Genomic DNA, 14,099 nt, shown 5'->3' on the forward strand with positions numbered 1-14,099 from the left:
ATTCTGTGGGACGGGCCCGGACGCCCGACGAGAGGGGGGCACGGTGGGGGCGTCCGGGCCCGTCCGCCGCTGGTCAGGCGTCCCGCCGTCGCAGCACCAGGAGACCGGCCAACTGGGCGGCGACGGCCCACGCCAGCAGGATCAGCAGGCTCACGGCGTCCGGGAACGGGGCTGTGCCGTCACCCAGCATGAGAAATCCGCCCACGGTCTGCGGCATGTACGCGTTGACGGCCAGCAGCACCGGACCTCCCAGTCCGACCAGCATGCCGGGCAGGGCGGACACCACGAAGAAGATCAGGGCCATGGCTCCGGCCGCCGACCGCAGAGCGAACGACACCCCTACGGTCATCACGCAGACGAGGGCGGCGTAGACGCCCATGGCGACCGTTTGGTACGCGACCTTCGACAGCTCGAAGCCGGCGTGCCCCTGGAAGGGGCCCCAGGCCAGGGCGATGCCCAGCACGGCCCACACCGCTGCGGCGACGAAGCCCACCAGGGCGCTCAGCAGCGCCTTGGCCAGCTGTACGCGGGGCCTGACCGGCACCCACAGCAGCGAGGTGCGCATGCTGCCCGTGGAGTATTCGCTCGTGACCGTCGTCATCGCGAGAATCACCAGAGCGAACTGGGTGAGGACGACCGAGGAAACCGAGGCGTTGCCGACAGGCTGGATCGGCTTGTCGTTGATCCGGGCGATCGACCCGTAGTAGTAGGTGAAGACCGCCGTCACGACCAGGCCGGCCAGCAGACAGACGTACGGCGTGCGGACGGTCCACAGTTTGGTCCACTCCGAGGTGAACGCGCCGACGGCACTCATGCTCCCGCTCCCCGCGTCGGCCCGGCACCGGTGCCGCCGGACACGACGTCGCCCGTTTCGTACTCCATGCTCTGCGCGGTCAGTTCCATGTAGACCTGCTCCAGCGAGGCGGCGACGGTCCGCAGTTCGTGCAGTCGCAGCCCCAGCCGGTGGGCGAGGTCGCCCACCTGTTCGGCGCTGCGGCCCCTCACCACCAGCTCGTCGGCCGTGGGCGACTCCACGCTCGCATCGCCGTCCCTCAGCAGATGCTCGATCAGCGTGCGCAGGTCTGCCGCGTCGGGGGTCCGCACCCGCACCGACGCCAGCGAGCTGCCGGCCAGCAGGTCGGCCATCGGGGTGTCGGCCAGGAGTCTGCCCCGTCCGATGATGACCAACTGATCGGCGGTCAGCTGCATCTCGCTCATCAGATGGCTGGAGAGGAAGACCGTCCGGCCCTCTGCGGCCAGGGATCGTACGAGCTCGCGCACCCAGCGGACTCCGTCGGGGTCGAGGCCGTTGACCGGCTCGTCGAAGATGAGCACGTGCGGGTCGCCGAGCAGCGCGCCCGCCACGCCCAGCCGCTGGTACATGCCGAGGGAGAACGCCCCGGCGGAGCGCCGTGCCACCTTCGCCAGGCCGACCATCTCCAGCACCTCGTCCACCCGGCGCAGCGCGATGCCGTTGCTGCGCGCCTGCGCCACCAGGTGGCTGCGTGCGGAGCGGGCCGGGTGCAGGGCCTTGGCGTCCAGCAGCGCGCCGACCTCGCGGATCGGGTGGCGCATCGAGGAGTACGGCCTTCCGTCGATGAGTGCCACGCCCCCGGAGGGATGGTCCAGGCCGAGAATCATGCGCATCGTGGTGGATTTGCCCGCGCCGTTGGGACCGAGGAAGCCGGTCACCCGCCCGCCCTTGACGTCCAGGGTCAGACCGTCCACGGCGACGGTCTCGCCGTAACGCTTGGTCAGTCCTCGCAGGGTGATCACAGAACTCCTCGGTGCCGGTCGCGGAACGCGGAACACGGAAGCCGGCGGCGGCGCGCACCGGCCGGGGCAGCGTGCTCGGCTCGGGAGCGGGCCGCCGCGTCTTCCGTACGAGAGCGACGCTAGAAGTGCGCCGCGCCGCCGACCATCGGTCGAACGGCAGCGGCGTCCTGCCGTTCGTCGGGGGTGCGTCCCGCCCGGGGATGATCCGTGACCGGCCACCGTCCGTACGGCGGCGGGCCGGCCGTAGGCTCGCCGCGTGGAAGAGACGACACCGGACAGCCGCCCGGTCCGGGTGCTGATAGCCGACGACGAAGCGATGATCCGGGCGGGGGTGCGGGCCATCCTCGCCCGGGACCCGCACGTCCAGGTGGTCGCCGAGGCGAGCGACGGGCACGAGGCCATCGCGCTCACCCGCAGGCACCGGCCGGACGTGGTCCTGCTGGACATCCAGATGCCCGGCCTGGACGGGTTGTCGGCGGCGGCGCGGCTCCACCGGGAGGCGGCGGCGGTCGGTGTGATCATGCTGACGACCTTCGGCCAGGACGAGCATGTCACCCGCGCCCTGGAGGAGGGGGCCGACGGCTTCCTGCTGAAGGCGGACGATCCGCGAGAACTCCTCAACGGGGTCAGGGCGGTGGGAGCCGGCGGGGCCTACCTGTCCCCGCGGGTCGCCGGCCGGGTCATCGCCGGGATGCGCGCGCACCGGGCGGCGCACCCCCATCGCTCACTGGAGCGGCTCACGGAACGGGAGCGCGAGGTACTGGCCGGACTCGGGACGGGACTGTCCAACGCCGAGATCGCGAGCCGGCTGCACCTTGTCGAGGGCACGGTGAAGGCGCACGTCAGCGCGGTGCTCGCGAAGCTGGGCGCACGCAACCGGGTGGAGGCGGCCATCTCCGCATACGAGGCCGGCCTGGTCCCACCGGGCCCCGCCGGCTCCGGCTCGGCGTCCCCCGGTCCGGGCTGATCGTGCCCCGCGCGTCCTCGGGCCCTCGGGGAGGCTCAGCTGTCGCCGGGCGCGTCGAGGAGGACCGCGCCGGTCTCCGCCATCCGCTCGACCGCATAGGCCGGGTCGAGCAGTGTCTCGGGGGTGTGGACGCCCGGGGGGACGGCTTCGCCGCGCAGCCCGAGCAGGCGCTCGACGCCGAGGGCGATGCCGGTTGCGGTCAGGGGTCGCTGCCCTGCCGGGTGGACCAGGTAGCGGCTCCGCCTGATCGGCGCACCCTCTCGGCCCGCCCCTGCCAGGTCGATCCGGACCTCGAAGGAAGCGGGTTCGCCGCGGCGTCGGCCGGCGGATTCGCCGACGGCGAAGGTGAAGCGGACGTCGGGCGCGTCCGTCGCGAGGGCGAGGCTCGGTACGTCGAGGATGGCGATGTCCTGGCCGGGCAGAACGGTGCCGTCGGTACTGCGCACATCCGCCTGCGCGTCGGGGCCGGTGACCCAGGTGAAGACGCCGTCCCGGCGCACCAGGCCCGCCGAGGCGGCAGTGGACCAGCGCTCCAGATCCGCGATCCCCGCGGGCCCGCCGGTGTCCCGCTCGTCCAGGACGGCACTGATCCGGACGGTGTCGATCCGGTCGAACTCCCGGGCCTCGTGCAGTGCCGCGAGGACGACGGCCCCGGCGCAGTAGTGGCCGGCCAGCAGGATCGGCGCGGCGTTCGCCCCCCGTGCGCCCGCGACGACCTCCGGCGCGATGTCCACCGGACCGCTGGAGATGCTGAGGTAGGGCAGCCCGCGACGCTGGGCATAGCGCAGTCCGTGCAGGTGGTCGTCCCAGAGCGCGGCGACCACCGCCGAGTGGCGGCGGTCGGCCGGGAGACCGAGGTCGCTGCGCCGCAGGTCGATGGTCGCGGCCGTTGCGGCGCCGAGTTCGTCGGCCAGCCGCTGGGCGCGGCCGATGTCACGACCCGCGATCGTCAGCGGCAGTGCCGGGTGCCACCGGCGCAGCAGACCGGCGGCCCCCGCGCCCGCCTGGCCCGTACCGCCCAGGATCAGTACCGATTCCGGCTGTCCCACAGTGGGTTCCCCTCACATCCATGAAGCTACATTTTGTAACCTACGTTTTGTAGCTTAGGTTGGACCAGAAACGCAAGGGAGGGCCATGGCCACCACACCGACCCGCCTGTCCAAGCAGGCCAGGCGGGAGCAGTTGCTCGACACCGCCGTGGGAATCGTGCGCACGCGGGGCGCCGACGGCCTGACGCTGGTCACCCTCGCGGAGGAGGCCGGGGTGAGCCGGCCGATCGCCTACGACCACTTCGCCAGCCGCCCCGGCCTGCTGCTCGCGCTCCATCGACGGCTCGACGAACGCCACCGGGCCGCGATCACCCGGGCGCTGCGGGACGCCGCACCCGGCGTCGGCGAGGTCGCCCGCGTCATCAGCACCGCCTACTTCGCCTGCGCCACCGCCATGCCGGAGCTCAGCGCCGTCTCCGCCGCGCTGCGGGGAAACCCGGAGATGGATGCGCTCCAGCACGAGTCGACCGAGGGCTACGCGGACCTGATGGCCACCGCACTGCTGCCCTACTCCGGCCTCGCGCCCCGCGCCCTCCGGCTGCGGTGCGTCGGCGTGCTGGGTGCGGCCGAGGCGATCGCCGCCGAGCTGAACCGGGAGCGGGCGACCGAGGGCGAAGCGGTCACCGCGTTGACCCATCTCATCGTGGGGGGCCTCGACGCCGGGGCCGAGCGGTGATGCGACTCCACGGTGCGGTCCGCTCGCGACGCCCAGGTCCAGGCACCGGCCGCCGGGCGGGTAACGTAAAGAGGCACTGATCGACTCATGGGCCTCCTGGCGGGCTGCGTGAACCCCAGGAGGAGCTGACATGACGACCAACCGTGGACGCAAGGACGTCATCCGCGACCGGATGGCCGCCACCGGCGAGTCGTACAACGTCGCCGCCCGCAATCTCAAGGCCATGAAGGACATGGGCGCGACCCGCGAGGCCGTCCTCGTGCAGCGCTGGAAGCCCGCCGACTCCTTCGACGTGCCCTGTCCGTGCGGCGGGACCTGCGAGCCGGGCGAGACCTGCGATCACTGCCACGCCCGCCACCGCCACGTGAAGCGCTACCCGGGCTCCACCACCGAGGTCGAGACCTGGGCCGACCGCTACACGTGCACCGGCTGCTCCTCCTCGTACACCCTCACCATCCACCTGCCCGGACGGCCCTGGGGCGTCGCCGAGACCGTCGTCCAGGGCGGGTCGGCCGAGGAGGTCGTGCGGGCCCGGGTCTTCCCCGGCGTGATCCACCCGCTGCTGCGGTCCGAAGCGTCCGACGGCGGGGACGACGAGCAGTGATCCGCTGCCCGTAAAGGGCACGTGCGTACGGCCTTTCACCTGCTTGGATGAGCCGTATGAGAAGCGACCAGTCCATAGAGACGCCCTGGGGCATATCCGTCTTCGGCGCGGCGAGCATCGACGCCGCCCCCGATGTGGCACGGCTCCGGGTGGCGATCAAAGAGGTCCGGCAGCAGGCCGGCGAGGCGCTCGAGGTCACCCGGCGCGGGGTCAACCAGGTCCGGGAGGTCGTCCGCGGCCACGGTGTGCCGGACCGGCAGGTGTCCACGTCCCGGCTGAACCTCGAGTCCTCCTACGTCTACGGCGGCGAGCGCAAGTTCGTCGGCTACGAGTGCACGGCGTCCTTCGTGATCGAGCTGCGTGCCCTGGACACGCTGGAGGCCGTGCTGGTCGACGTCGTGGAGGCCGGGGCGAACGAGGTCGGCGGCGTCGAGTTCGACGTGCGGACGAAGAAGGAGCTCCGCGCCGAGGCGCGCCGGGCCGCCGTGGCCGCCGCCCGTGAGAAGGCGGCGCTCTACGCGGAGGCCGCCGGGGTCCGGCTCGGTGCGGTCGTCCACATCAAGGACGTGGACTCCGAGCAACTGCAGAACAGCTACCGCTCGCACGGCAGGAGCGCGGCGGGCGACGGCGACGGCGACCTCACCCCCGGCAGGGTGACGGTCACCGCCGGGGTGGTCGTCGGCTTCTCGATCATGCAGACCTGAGGCGTCAGCTCTCGTCCGGCGCCAGGGTCAGCGAGATCGAGTTGATGCAGTAGCGCTGGTCCGTGGGGGTCGGGTAGCCCTCGCCCTCGAAGACATGGCCCAGGTGCGAGCCGCAGCGGGCGCAGCGCACCTCGGTGCGGACCATGCCGTGGGCGCGGTCCTCCAGCAGCTCGACCGCGTCGGTGTCCTTCGGGTCGTAGAAGGACGGCCAGCCGCAGTGCGAAGCGAACTTGGTGTCGGAGCGGAACAGCTCCGCCCCGCAGGCCCGGCAGGAGTACACGCCCGCCGTCTCGGTGTCGGTGTACTCACCCCTGAACGCGGGCTCGGTGCCGGCCTGGCGCAGCACCGCGTACTCGGCGGGGCTCAGCTCTTCCCGCCACTGCTCGTCCGGCTTCTCGACGTCGTACGACACGTCCCGCTCCTCAGCTCGACAGGTGATCCAGGATGCGCGGGCCGAGGTCGGTGACATCGCCCGCTCCCATGGTGAGAACGAGATCGCCGGGCTTCGCCATTCCCGCGACGGCGGCGGGGACGTCGGCCTGGTCGTGGACGGCGGTGACCTCGGCGCCCGCGGTCTTCGCCGCGTCGACGATCAGGGCGCTGGTGATGCCGGGGATCGGGTCCTCGCGGGCCGGGTAGATGTCCAGGACGACGGAGGCGTCGGCCAGCGCGAGGGCCTGGCCCATCTCGGTGCCCAGCTCCTGCGTACGGGAGAACAGGTGCGGCTGGAAGACGACCAGGATGCGGGCGTCGGCGGCCGCGCCGCGCATGGCCTCCAGGTCGGCGGTCATCTCGGTGGGGTGGTGGGCGTACGAGTCGATGACCTGAACGCCCGCCGCCTCGCCCTTGAGCTGGAGGCGGCGCTTGACCCCGGTGTAGCTGCCGATCGCGGAGGCCAGGTTGTGCGCCGGGATGCCGAGGGCGACCCCGGCGGCGAGGGCGGCGACCGCGTTGTGGGCGTAGTGGCTGCCGGGGACCGAGACGGTGAAGGTCAGGAACTTCCCGTTGAGCAGGACCGTGACCTCGCTGGTCAGGCCGCGCGGGGTGACCTTGTGGACGCGTACGTCGGCGTGGTCGGCGGAACCGTAGGTGACGACCTTGAGGTCGGAGAGGTCGCGGACCCGGCGGGTCAGCTCGACCGCGCCGGGCTGGTCGGCGGAGATGACCAGGGTGCCGCCGGGGACGACCTTGCCGACGAAGGTCTCGAAGGAGTCGTAGATCTCGTCCATCGAGGCGTAGTTCGCGTGGTGGTCCAGCTCGACGTTGAGGACGATCGCGACCTCGGGGTCGTACTTCTGGAAGCTGCGGTCGCTCTCGTCCGCCTCGGCGACGAAGATGTCCCCTTCGCCGTGGGTGGCGTTGGTGCCGGGGCCCTCCAGGTCGCCGCCGATGGCGTACGAGGGGGCGAGGCTCAGCGAGGAGAGGGCGACGGCCAGCATCGAGGTCGTGGTCGTCTTGCCGTGGGTGCCGGCCACCGCGATGGCGCGCAGGCCGTTCATCAGCGAGGCCAGCGCGTCGGAGCGGTGCACCACAGGGATGGACAGCTCGTTCGCCCGGAGCAGCTCGGGGTTGTCGGCGCGGATGGCGCTGGAGACGACCACGCAGGACGCGTCGTCGGCCAGGTGGCCCGCCGCGTGTCCGATGTGCACGGTCGCCCCGAGCGCCCGCAGCGACTCGGCGGTGGCGGACTCCTTCGCGTCGCTGCCCGCCACCTTCGCGCCGCGCTGGGCGAGGATCTTCGCGATGCCCGACATTCCGGCGCCGCCGATGCCGATGAAGTGGGGTCGTTCCATGGCGGCGGGAATGCCGGGTGCCATCTGTGCTCCTGCGTGGTCGCTGCGGTTCGGACGGCGGCCGGGGGCCGACCCGGACCGCGAGGTCAGCCTATTCGCTGTGCGCGAAGAGCTTGAGCACCGGGACGCCGACCCGGTGCCGGGCGCGGGAGGCCCAGTCGCGGTGGAAGAACTCCTCCACGTAGTGCGGGGCGGTCAGGACGATCACCTCGTCCGCGCCCGCGTCCTCGACCACGGTCTTCAGCTTGTCGAGGGGGTGGTCCTCGATCACTTGTCCGACCGCTTCGGAGCCCGCCTCGCGCAGGGCCCGCAGGGAGTACTCGAGGCCGATCTCGGCGGGTTCGCGGGCCTCGTTGCCCTCCGGCTCCTCGCCCTCGCGGACCGCTTCCTTCAGTTCCCCCATCGCCACGTCGTCGATCGCGCGCAGCAGGACATCGGCCTGGTCACCGCGCGGCTGCAACAGAACGACGAACGAGATCCGCTCCTCGCCGTGGAGGGTGGTGACGAATTCCACGTCCTCGGGAGTGAGCGGCTTCTCGATCATCAAAACGCTTGTGAACACGACAGGCGCCCTTCCGCTTCTTCGTCTCGTCGACTGCCGGCTCGACCGTCGACGGTCGTTTGCTGAAACCATCCTTCCCCGTGCTTCCACGGGGACTGCAGGGGTAAGTGTGCCCAGCCGGAGCTAAGCGGAACGGTAAATTCCGCTAACTGTCAGTCCGACGGTACCGAGTGAAGAGGAACCCGGCCTCTTCCAGCAGCGATGCCAGGAAAAAACGTTCCGGCACGGCGACCCCGGGACCCCCGGCGATCCGCTGGGCGTCCCCGGCGGTCAGCATCGGGGAGACCGTCAGACACAGCTCGTCCAGCACGCCGGCCGCCACGAACTGGCCGAGCAGCCGGGGCCCGCCCTCGGTGAGCTGCCGCCGCAGCCCCCGGTCGGCGAGCTCGCGCACGACGCGCGCCGGGTCCACCCGGGCGCCGTCGCCCGCGATCACCACGTCGGCGCCCGCCTTCCGGGCGGCCGCCATCCGGTCGGCGGGCGCCCCCGCGCCGGTCACCACGAGCGTCGGAACGAGCGGCTCGGTGAACAGCGGCAGCGAGAAGTCCAGGTCCAGGGAGCCGGTCACCACCGCGACGGCGGGAGCGGGGCCCTGGCCGGCCGCCGCCCGCCGCGCGGCGAACGCCTCCCGGGCGCGGGCGGGACGGTACCCCTCCAGGCGTACGGTCTCGGCCCCGGCGATCACCACGTCGGCCAGGCCCCGCAGGGTCCCGAAGATCCGCATGTCCGACGCGCAGGAGATGCCCTGGGACCGGCCGTCGTGCTGGGCGGCCCCGTCGAGGGTGGAGACCATGTTGGCGCGCAGCCAGGAGCCCCCGGCCGGCCGGTCCGGCGGGTAGGCGTAGGCGTCCGCCAGTTCGTCGAGGCTCCACTCGCGGTCGGTGAGCGGCCCGGACGGGTCGGGGACGGTTCTTGTCAGGTCCGTCACAGGGAACAGGCTTCGCATGGGTTGCAGTCTGGCACGGGCCTTAGGGTGGACAGTTGTGTCGTCATCCACCGCGTTTCCGGGGCAGAGCCCCCTTGCCGAAACGGCCCCGCTGTCCCTGTGCGCCCGTGAGCCGCACGTCCCCGCAGACCGTCTGGTCGCCGAGATGGTGCCGCCGCCGCGCTTCGACTCGGTGCGCTTCGACACGTACGTACCCGACCCCAACCAGCCCAGCCAGAGCGAGGCCGTCACGGTGCTCGCGGACTTCGCCGCCGGGCTCGGCGGGGCGCACGCGACGGGTTCCGGGCGACGCAAGTGGTTCGGCAGGAAGCCGGCCGCGCCGACCGGGCCGCGCGGGGTGTATCTCGACGGCGGGTACGGCGTCGGCAAGACCCACCTGCTCGCGTCCCTCTGGCACGCCACGCCCGCGGAGCCGTCGCTGAAGGCGTTCGGCACGTTCGTGGAGCTGACGAACCTGGTCGGCGCCCTGGGCTTCCAGCAGACGGTGCGGACCCTCAGCGGGCACCGGCTCCTGTGCATCGACGAGTTCGAGCTCGACGACCCGGGCGACACCGTGCTGGTGTCCTCGCTGCTCAGCCGGCTCGTCGAGGCCGGGGTGGCGCTGGCCGCGACCTCGAACACGCTGCCGGGCAAGCTCGGCGAGGGCCGGTTCGCCGCCGTGGACTTCCTGCGCGAGATCCAGGGCCTGTCCGCGCACTTCCGCCCGCTGCGCATCGACGGCGAGGATTACCGGCACCGCGGTCTGCCCGAGGCCCCGCCGCCGTACGACGACGAGCAGGTCACCCGGGCCGCGTACGCCACCGCGGGCGCGTCCCTCGACGACTTCCCCGGGCTGCTGGAGCACCTGGCCCGGGTCCACCCGAGCCGGTACGGCGCGCTGACCGACGACATCGGCGCGGTCTGCCTGACCGGGGTGACGGCGGTGCCCGACCAGTCGACCGCGCTGCGCCTGGTGGTGCTGGCCGACCGGCTGTACGACCGGGAGGTCCCGGTGCTCGCCTCCGGGGTGCCCTTCGACAAGCTGTTCAGCGACGAGATGCTGAACGGCGGGTACCGGAAGAAGTACTTCCGGGCGATCTCCCGGCTGACGGCGCTGGCGCGTGACGCGAAGGGGCTGGTGGCGCAGTAAGTTCGGGGGCGTAACGCGATGGGGCACGGCGCATGACGGCGCGCCCCGCATATCCCGTGCACACGCATGTCCCGATACAACCGCGCACACCGTTCGAAGGGGATCCAGCATGGCTACCACGCGTCAGGCGCACACGAACTGGGAAGGCAACCTGATCGAGGGCAAGGGGGTCGTCACCTTCGACTCCTCCGGCATCGGTGACTACCCCGTCTCCTGGCCCGCCCGCTCCGAGCAGGCGAACGGGAAGACGAGCCCCGAGGAGCTCATCGCCGCCGCCCACTCCAGCTGCTTCTCGATGGCGCTCTCCCACGGACTCGCGGGGGCCGGCACCCCGTCGACCCGGCTGGAGACCAAGGCCGAGGTGACCTTCCAGCCCGGCACGGGCATTACCGGCATCCACCTCAGCGTCGTGGGCGAGGTCCCCGGTCTCGACGAGGCGGGCTTCGTGAAGGCCGCCGAGGACGCCAAGGCGAACTGCCCGGTCAGCCAGGCGCTGACGGGCACGACGATCACCCTGTCGGCCTCGCTCGCCTGACCTTCCGCGTACGGCTGCTCCCATCAGGGCCGTCACAGCAGCAACACGGGGCGCGGGGGCGCGCATGGTTCCCCCGCGCCTCTGTGCGTGCTACACACGTGCGGGTCACTTCACCTGTCCGCCAACAGGGAGTCACCTCATGTCAACCGCACCCCGTCCCACCGCAACACGACGCCAGGTCCTGGCAGGCAGCGGCGCAGCCGCCGCGGTCGCCTTCACCGGCGCTTTCAGTGAACTCTTCGCGGGTACCGCCGCCGCACGCGGCCACGGCGGCCACGGCCCGCTCGTCCCCGATCCGGACGGCCTGCTCGACCTGCCGAAGGGGTTCCGCTACCGGGTGCTGTCCCGGGAGGGCGAACCGCTGCGCTCCGGCGAGGGGCCCGTGCCCGGCAACCACGACGGCATGGCCGCCCTGCCCGGCCGCAACGGACGGGTCCACCTCGTCCGCAACCACGAGAACCGGCACACCGCCGAGATCGGCGTACCGACGGTCGAGGGGCTGACCTACGACCCGATGGCCAAGGGCGGCTGTACGTCCCTGGAGCTGGACGGCCGCAACAAGGTGCTCGGCGAGCGCGTCGCCATCGCCGGCACGGCGGTGAACTGCGCGGGCGGGCCCACGCCCTGGCGCACCTGGCTGACCTGCGAGGAGAACGAGGACAAGGCCGGGACCAACGGGTACACCAAGGACCACGGCTTCATCTTCGAGGTGGACGGCGCCGATCCGCGCCGCACCGGGGCCGTCCCTCTGACCGCGATGGGCCGTTTCCAGCACGAGGCCATCGCCATCGACCCGAAGTCCGGGATCGTGTACGAGACGGAGGACGCGTTCGACAAGCCGTTCGGGCTCTTCTACCGCTTCCTTCCCGAGAAGCCGCTGGGCGGCACCGGTTCGCTCCGGGCGGGCGGGGCGCTGGAGGCGATGCGGGTGCCGGGGGTGCCCGACCTGTCCGTCGTCCAGGAGACCGGCACGAGCTTCGACCGGATCGAGTGGGTCCCCGTACCGGACCCGCTGGCCGCGGAGACCGCGATCCGCTTCCAGGACTTCGGGCCGAAGGGCATCACGCACGCGCAGAAGCTGGAGGGCTGCTACTGGGGCGGCTCCTCGGTCTACTTCGTCTCCAGCTTCGCGCACCGCGACGAGGGTTCGGCGGCCGACCACTACGGGCAGGTGTGGCGCTACGAGCCGAAGAAGCGGCGGCTCACCCTGGTCGTGATCTTCGGCCCGGACACCGACATCCAGCTGCCCGGCGAGTCCCCCGACAACATCTGCCTGGCGGCCGACGGCGGGCTGATGGTCTGCGAGGACGGCGGCGGCGCCCAGCACGTGCTGGGGGTGACCCGGCAGGGCGAGGTGTACCCGATGGCGCGCGGGCGGCAGAACATCGGGACGCCCGAGGAGCCGGAGTGGGGCGAGTTCGCGGGAGTGACCTTCTCCCCGGACGGCTCGACGATGTACGTGAACTGCTACACGCCGGGGACCACGTTCGCGGTGACGGGGCCCTGGTGCTGAGGTAGCCGCGCCCCTCGGCGGGACACCGGAGCGCCATCACCCCATATGACCTGATTGTCGGATATTTTCCGTGAGTGATCACTGCTGCGCGGAAGATGCGGAAGACGACGGCCCTGACGGTCACGGGGGTGCTGGCCGGTGCCGCCCTGGCCGGGTGCGGGGGCCCTGCCCCCGCACCCGCTCCCCCGCCCACCCCCGCGGCTTCCGCCCCGGCCTCCGCCGCGCCGGGGAAGCCGCCCACGATGGCCCCCGGCCCGGCGGGCCGCACCCCGGTCTTCGAGCGGAGACCGGCGGGCGGGGGCCCGGCGGGGCGCTCGGCCGAGAAGGTCGTGGCGCTCACGTTCGACGCCGACATGACGGCCGATCAGGGCCCTCGGGCGGCCTCCGGCGAGCGTTTCGACAATCCGGAGCTGGTCGCGCTGCTGCGCCGGCTGAAGGTGCCCTCCACCGTCTTCATGACCGGGCGCTGGGCCGAGGAGTACCCGGCGCAGGCGAAGGCGATCGGCACGGATCCGCTGTTCGAGATCGCCAACCACTCCTACAGCCACCACGCCTTCAGCGCCGACTGCTACGGCCTGCCGGTGGTCGGGAAGGCCGCGATGACCCGCGAGGTGGAACGCGCCTTCACGGCGTTCCGGGCGGCGGGGGCGCGGAACGTGGTGCCGTACTTCCGCTTCCCGGGCGGCTGCTACGACGACACGGCACTGCGCGCGCTGGCCCCGGCGAACGTGACGGCCGTGCAGTGGGACGTGGTCAGCGGCGACGCCTTCGCCACGGACGCGGACGCGGTGGCCGAGCAGGTGCTGGACGGGGTGCGGCCGGGGTCGCTGGTGGTGATGCACTGCACGCGCAGCGCGGCCCCGGCCACCGAAGCGGCGGTACGCCGGATCGTGCCGGAACTGCGCGAGCGCGGCTACCGCTTCGTGAAGGTGTCGGAGTTGATGGAGGACAGGCCCCGGGACGCGTCCGGCCGGTCATGACCCGCCGGACGGGGGCCGGGCGGCCGGACGCTTCGCGTTCATCCCTCAGGGACGCCCCGAGCCGGGCGCCCACGGCGTGAGCAGGTTCTTCATCTCGTCCGCCATCGCGCGTTGCAGCAGCGGGCCGTAGGTGATCCGGCCGACGCCGAGGCGGCGGAAGCGCTCGAGGTCGTGCTTGACGGGGTGGGCCGTGGAGTTCACTGGAACGGCGACCGCGGCGATCACCGCCGTGAGCAGCTCGTCGTCGTCCTGGATACGGACCGGGTAGACGCTGTCCGCGCCGGCCTCCACCAGGGCCCGCAGTCGCTCGATCGCCTCGTCGAGGACGCCGGCGGCGTCCTCCGCGTACAGGAAGAGGTCGGTGCGCCCGTTGACCCAGACCGGGACCCCCGCGTCGTCGGCCGCCGCGCGCAGGCCGGCGACGTAGCTCGCGTGCTCCGGCGTGCTGCGCACCCGGCCGCCCTCCGAGTGGACGGTGTCCTCGATGTTGAGACCGACGCCGCCGGCCTCGATGAGTCCGGCGACGAGATCCGCGGGCTCCTGCCCGTACCCGGCCTCCAGGTCCACGGAGACCGGGACGTCGACCGCCGCGATGATCGGCCGGATCGCGGCGAGCACCTCCTCGAAGGTCTGCCCCTCCTGGTCGGCGGCCCCCCGGGATTCGGCGAGCGGATGACTGCCGACGGTGAGGGCGGGGAACCCGGCGTCGACCGCCGCCCTCGCGGACCAGGCGTCCCAGACGGTCGGCAGCACCAGCGGCTGGGACTCGGCGTGCAGTTGCTTGAGGCGTTGAGCGCGCTCAACGGTGGTACGAAAGTCCATGCCCAGGACGCTACCCCCGCATCACCACGAAACAACGTGCCGA

The 14,099-nt window shown here is 72.1% G+C and carries 16 protein-coding genes; 8 read left to right on the forward strand and 8 right to left on the reverse strand.

Features of this window, described 5'->3' with window-relative positions; all coding sequences use genetic code 11:
- Positions 1-73: 73 nt before the first annotated feature.
- Positions 74-814, reverse strand: a complete 741-nt coding sequence (locus ACH4UK_RS20820; RefSeq protein WP_398358260.1) for an ABC transporter permease — start codon at positions 812-814, stop codon at positions 74-76.
- On the reverse strand, positions 811-1,776 hold the full coding sequence (locus ACH4UK_RS20825; RefSeq protein WP_398358262.1) for an ATP-binding cassette domain-containing protein: 966 nt from the start codon (positions 1,774-1,776) through the stop codon (positions 811-813). Before ACH4UK_RS20825 ends, ACH4UK_RS20820 begins: the two co-directional genes overlap by 4 nt.
- A gap of 292 nt (positions 1,777-2,068) precedes the next feature.
- On the opposite strand from ACH4UK_RS20825, the gene ACH4UK_RS20830 reads away from it, so the two are divergent.
- Complete coding sequence (locus ACH4UK_RS20830; RefSeq protein WP_398358534.1) at positions 2,069-2,743, forward strand: response regulator; 675 nt, start codon at positions 2,069-2,071, stop codon at positions 2,741-2,743.
- 35 nt (positions 2,744-2,778) lie between these two features.
- Here ACH4UK_RS20830 and ACH4UK_RS20835 read toward each other — a convergent pair whose 3' ends face one another.
- A complete protein-coding gene (locus ACH4UK_RS20835; protein ID WP_398358264.1) occupies positions 2,779-3,792 on the reverse strand; it encodes a saccharopine dehydrogenase in 1,014 nt (337 codons plus the stop codon).
- Between the two features lie 85 nt (positions 3,793-3,877).
- Between ACH4UK_RS20835 and ACH4UK_RS20840 the strand changes: the two genes are divergently transcribed.
- The 3 genes from ACH4UK_RS20840 to ACH4UK_RS20850 all read left to right on the forward strand — a co-directional run bounded on the left by ACH4UK_RS20840 (position 3,878) and on the right by ACH4UK_RS20850 (position 5,776).
- Positions 3,878-4,468 (forward strand): TetR/AcrR family transcriptional regulator, encoded by a 591-nt coding sequence (locus ACH4UK_RS20840; protein ID WP_398358266.1) that lies wholly within the window; start codon positions 3,878-3,880, stop codon positions 4,466-4,468.
- A gap of 130 nt (positions 4,469-4,598) precedes the next feature.
- Entirely contained in the window at positions 4,599-5,072 is a 474-nt protein-coding gene (locus tag ACH4UK_RS20845; RefSeq protein ID WP_398358267.1) for a hypothetical protein, read from the forward strand.
- 56 nt (positions 5,073-5,128) lie between these two features.
- Complete coding sequence (locus ACH4UK_RS20850) at positions 5,129-5,776, forward strand: SIMPL domain-containing protein (RefSeq protein ID WP_398358536.1); 648 nt, start codon at positions 5,129-5,131, stop codon at positions 5,774-5,776.
- A gap of 4 nt (positions 5,777-5,780) precedes the next feature.
- Here the strand turns inward: ACH4UK_RS20850 and msrB are convergent, their stop codons facing one another.
- The 4 genes from msrB to ACH4UK_RS20870 all read right to left on the reverse strand — a co-directional run bounded on the left by msrB (position 5,781) and on the right by ACH4UK_RS20870 (position 9,077).
- Positions 5,781-6,188: a peptide-methionine (R)-S-oxide reductase MsrB gene (gene msrB / locus ACH4UK_RS20855; RefSeq protein WP_398358268.1), complete on the reverse strand. Its 408-nt coding sequence runs from the start codon at positions 6,186-6,188 to the stop codon at positions 5,781-5,783.
- A 10-nt stretch (positions 6,189-6,198) separates the two neighbouring features.
- Complete coding sequence (gene murC / locus ACH4UK_RS20860) at positions 6,199-7,593, reverse strand: UDP-N-acetylmuramate--L-alanine ligase (RefSeq protein WP_398358270.1); 1,395 nt, start codon at positions 7,591-7,593, stop codon at positions 6,199-6,201.
- A gap of 67 nt (positions 7,594-7,660) precedes the next feature.
- Entirely contained in the window at positions 7,661-8,113 is a 453-nt protein-coding gene (locus tag ACH4UK_RS20865; protein ID WP_398358272.1) for an indole-3-glycerol phosphate synthase, read from the reverse strand.
- A gap of 163 nt (positions 8,114-8,276) precedes the next feature.
- On the reverse strand, positions 8,277-9,077 hold the full coding sequence (locus tag ACH4UK_RS20870; RefSeq protein ID WP_398358274.1) for a pyrimidine reductase family protein: 801 nt from the start codon (positions 9,075-9,077) through the stop codon (positions 8,277-8,279).
- Between the two features lie 37 nt (positions 9,078-9,114).
- Between ACH4UK_RS20870 and zapE the strand changes: the two genes are divergently transcribed.
- The 4 genes from zapE (at position 9,115) to ACH4UK_RS20890 (ending at position 13,234) form a co-directional block, all read left to right on the forward strand.
- Positions 9,115-10,206 carry a cell division protein ZapE gene (zapE, locus tag ACH4UK_RS20875; RefSeq protein ID WP_398358276.1) on the forward strand — a complete coding sequence of 364 codons (1,092 nt, stop codon included), beginning with the start codon at positions 9,115-9,117 and terminating at the stop codon, positions 10,204-10,206.
- Between the two features lie 109 nt (positions 10,207-10,315).
- Positions 10,316-10,741: an OsmC family protein gene (locus ACH4UK_RS20880; RefSeq protein ID WP_398358278.1), complete on the forward strand. Its 426-nt coding sequence runs from the start codon at positions 10,316-10,318 to the stop codon at positions 10,739-10,741.
- A 139-nt stretch (positions 10,742-10,880) separates the two neighbouring features.
- Positions 10,881-12,254: an alkaline phosphatase PhoX gene (locus tag ACH4UK_RS20885; protein ID WP_398358280.1), complete on the forward strand. Its 1,374-nt coding sequence runs from the start codon at positions 10,881-10,883 to the stop codon at positions 12,252-12,254.
- 95 nt (positions 12,255-12,349) lie between these two features.
- Positions 12,350-13,234, forward strand: coding sequence for a polysaccharide deacetylase family protein (locus tag ACH4UK_RS20890; protein ID WP_398358537.1), 885 nt, complete (start codon positions 12,350-12,352; stop codon positions 13,232-13,234).
- 45 nt (positions 13,235-13,279) lie between these two features.
- Here ACH4UK_RS20890 and ACH4UK_RS20895 read toward each other — a convergent pair whose 3' ends face one another.
- Entirely contained in the window at positions 13,280-14,056 is a 777-nt protein-coding gene (locus ACH4UK_RS20895) for an isocitrate lyase/phosphoenolpyruvate mutase family protein (RefSeq protein ID WP_398358281.1), read from the reverse strand.
- Positions 14,057-14,099 lie beyond the last annotated feature (43 nt).

The sequence above is a fragment of the Streptomyces sp. NPDC020884 genome, from assembly GCF_044333935.1.
In the GTDB taxonomy this organism is placed as follows: Bacteria; Actinomycetota; Actinomycetes; order Streptomycetales; family Streptomycetaceae; genus Streptomyces.

Bases quoted from the DNA above. Each gene is read 5' to 3' on its own strand.
- ACH4UK_RS20820 (WP_398358260.1), bottom strand. From the start codon at position 814: ATGAGTGCCGTCGGCGCGTTCACCTCGGAGTGGACCAAACTGTGGACC.
- ACH4UK_RS20880 (WP_398358278.1), top strand. From the start codon at position 10,316: ATGGCTACCACGCGTCAGGCGCACACGAACTGGGAAGGCAACCTGATC.
- ACH4UK_RS20870 (WP_398358274.1), bottom strand. From the start codon at position 9,077: ATGCGAAGCCTGTTCCCTGTGACGGACCTGACAAGAACCGTCCCCGAC.
- ACH4UK_RS20845 (WP_398358267.1), top strand. From the start codon at position 4,599: ATGACGACCAACCGTGGACGCAAGGACGTCATCCGCGACCGGATGGCC.
- ACH4UK_RS20890 (WP_398358537.1), top strand. From the start codon at position 12,350: ATGCGGAAGACGACGGCCCTGACGGTCACGGGGGTGCTGGCCGGTGCC.
- ACH4UK_RS20865 (WP_398358272.1), bottom strand. From the start codon at position 8,113: ATGATCGAGAAGCCGCTCACTCCCGAGGACGTGGAATTCGTCACCACC.
- murC (WP_398358270.1), bottom strand. From the start codon at position 7,593: ATGGCACCCGGCATTCCCGCCGCCATGGAACGACCCCACTTCATCGGC.
- ACH4UK_RS20895 (WP_398358281.1), bottom strand. From the start codon at position 14,056: ATGGACTTTCGTACCACCGTTGAGCGCGCTCAACGCCTCAAGCAACTG.
- ACH4UK_RS20840 (WP_398358266.1), top strand. From the start codon at position 3,878: ATGGCCACCACACCGACCCGCCTGTCCAAGCAGGCCAGGCGGGAGCAG.
- ACH4UK_RS20885 (WP_398358280.1), top strand. From the start codon at position 10,881: ATGTCAACCGCACCCCGTCCCACCGCAACACGACGCCAGGTCCTGGCA.
- ACH4UK_RS20850 (WP_398358536.1), top strand. From the start codon at position 5,129: ATGAGAAGCGACCAGTCCATAGAGACGCCCTGGGGCATATCCGTCTTC.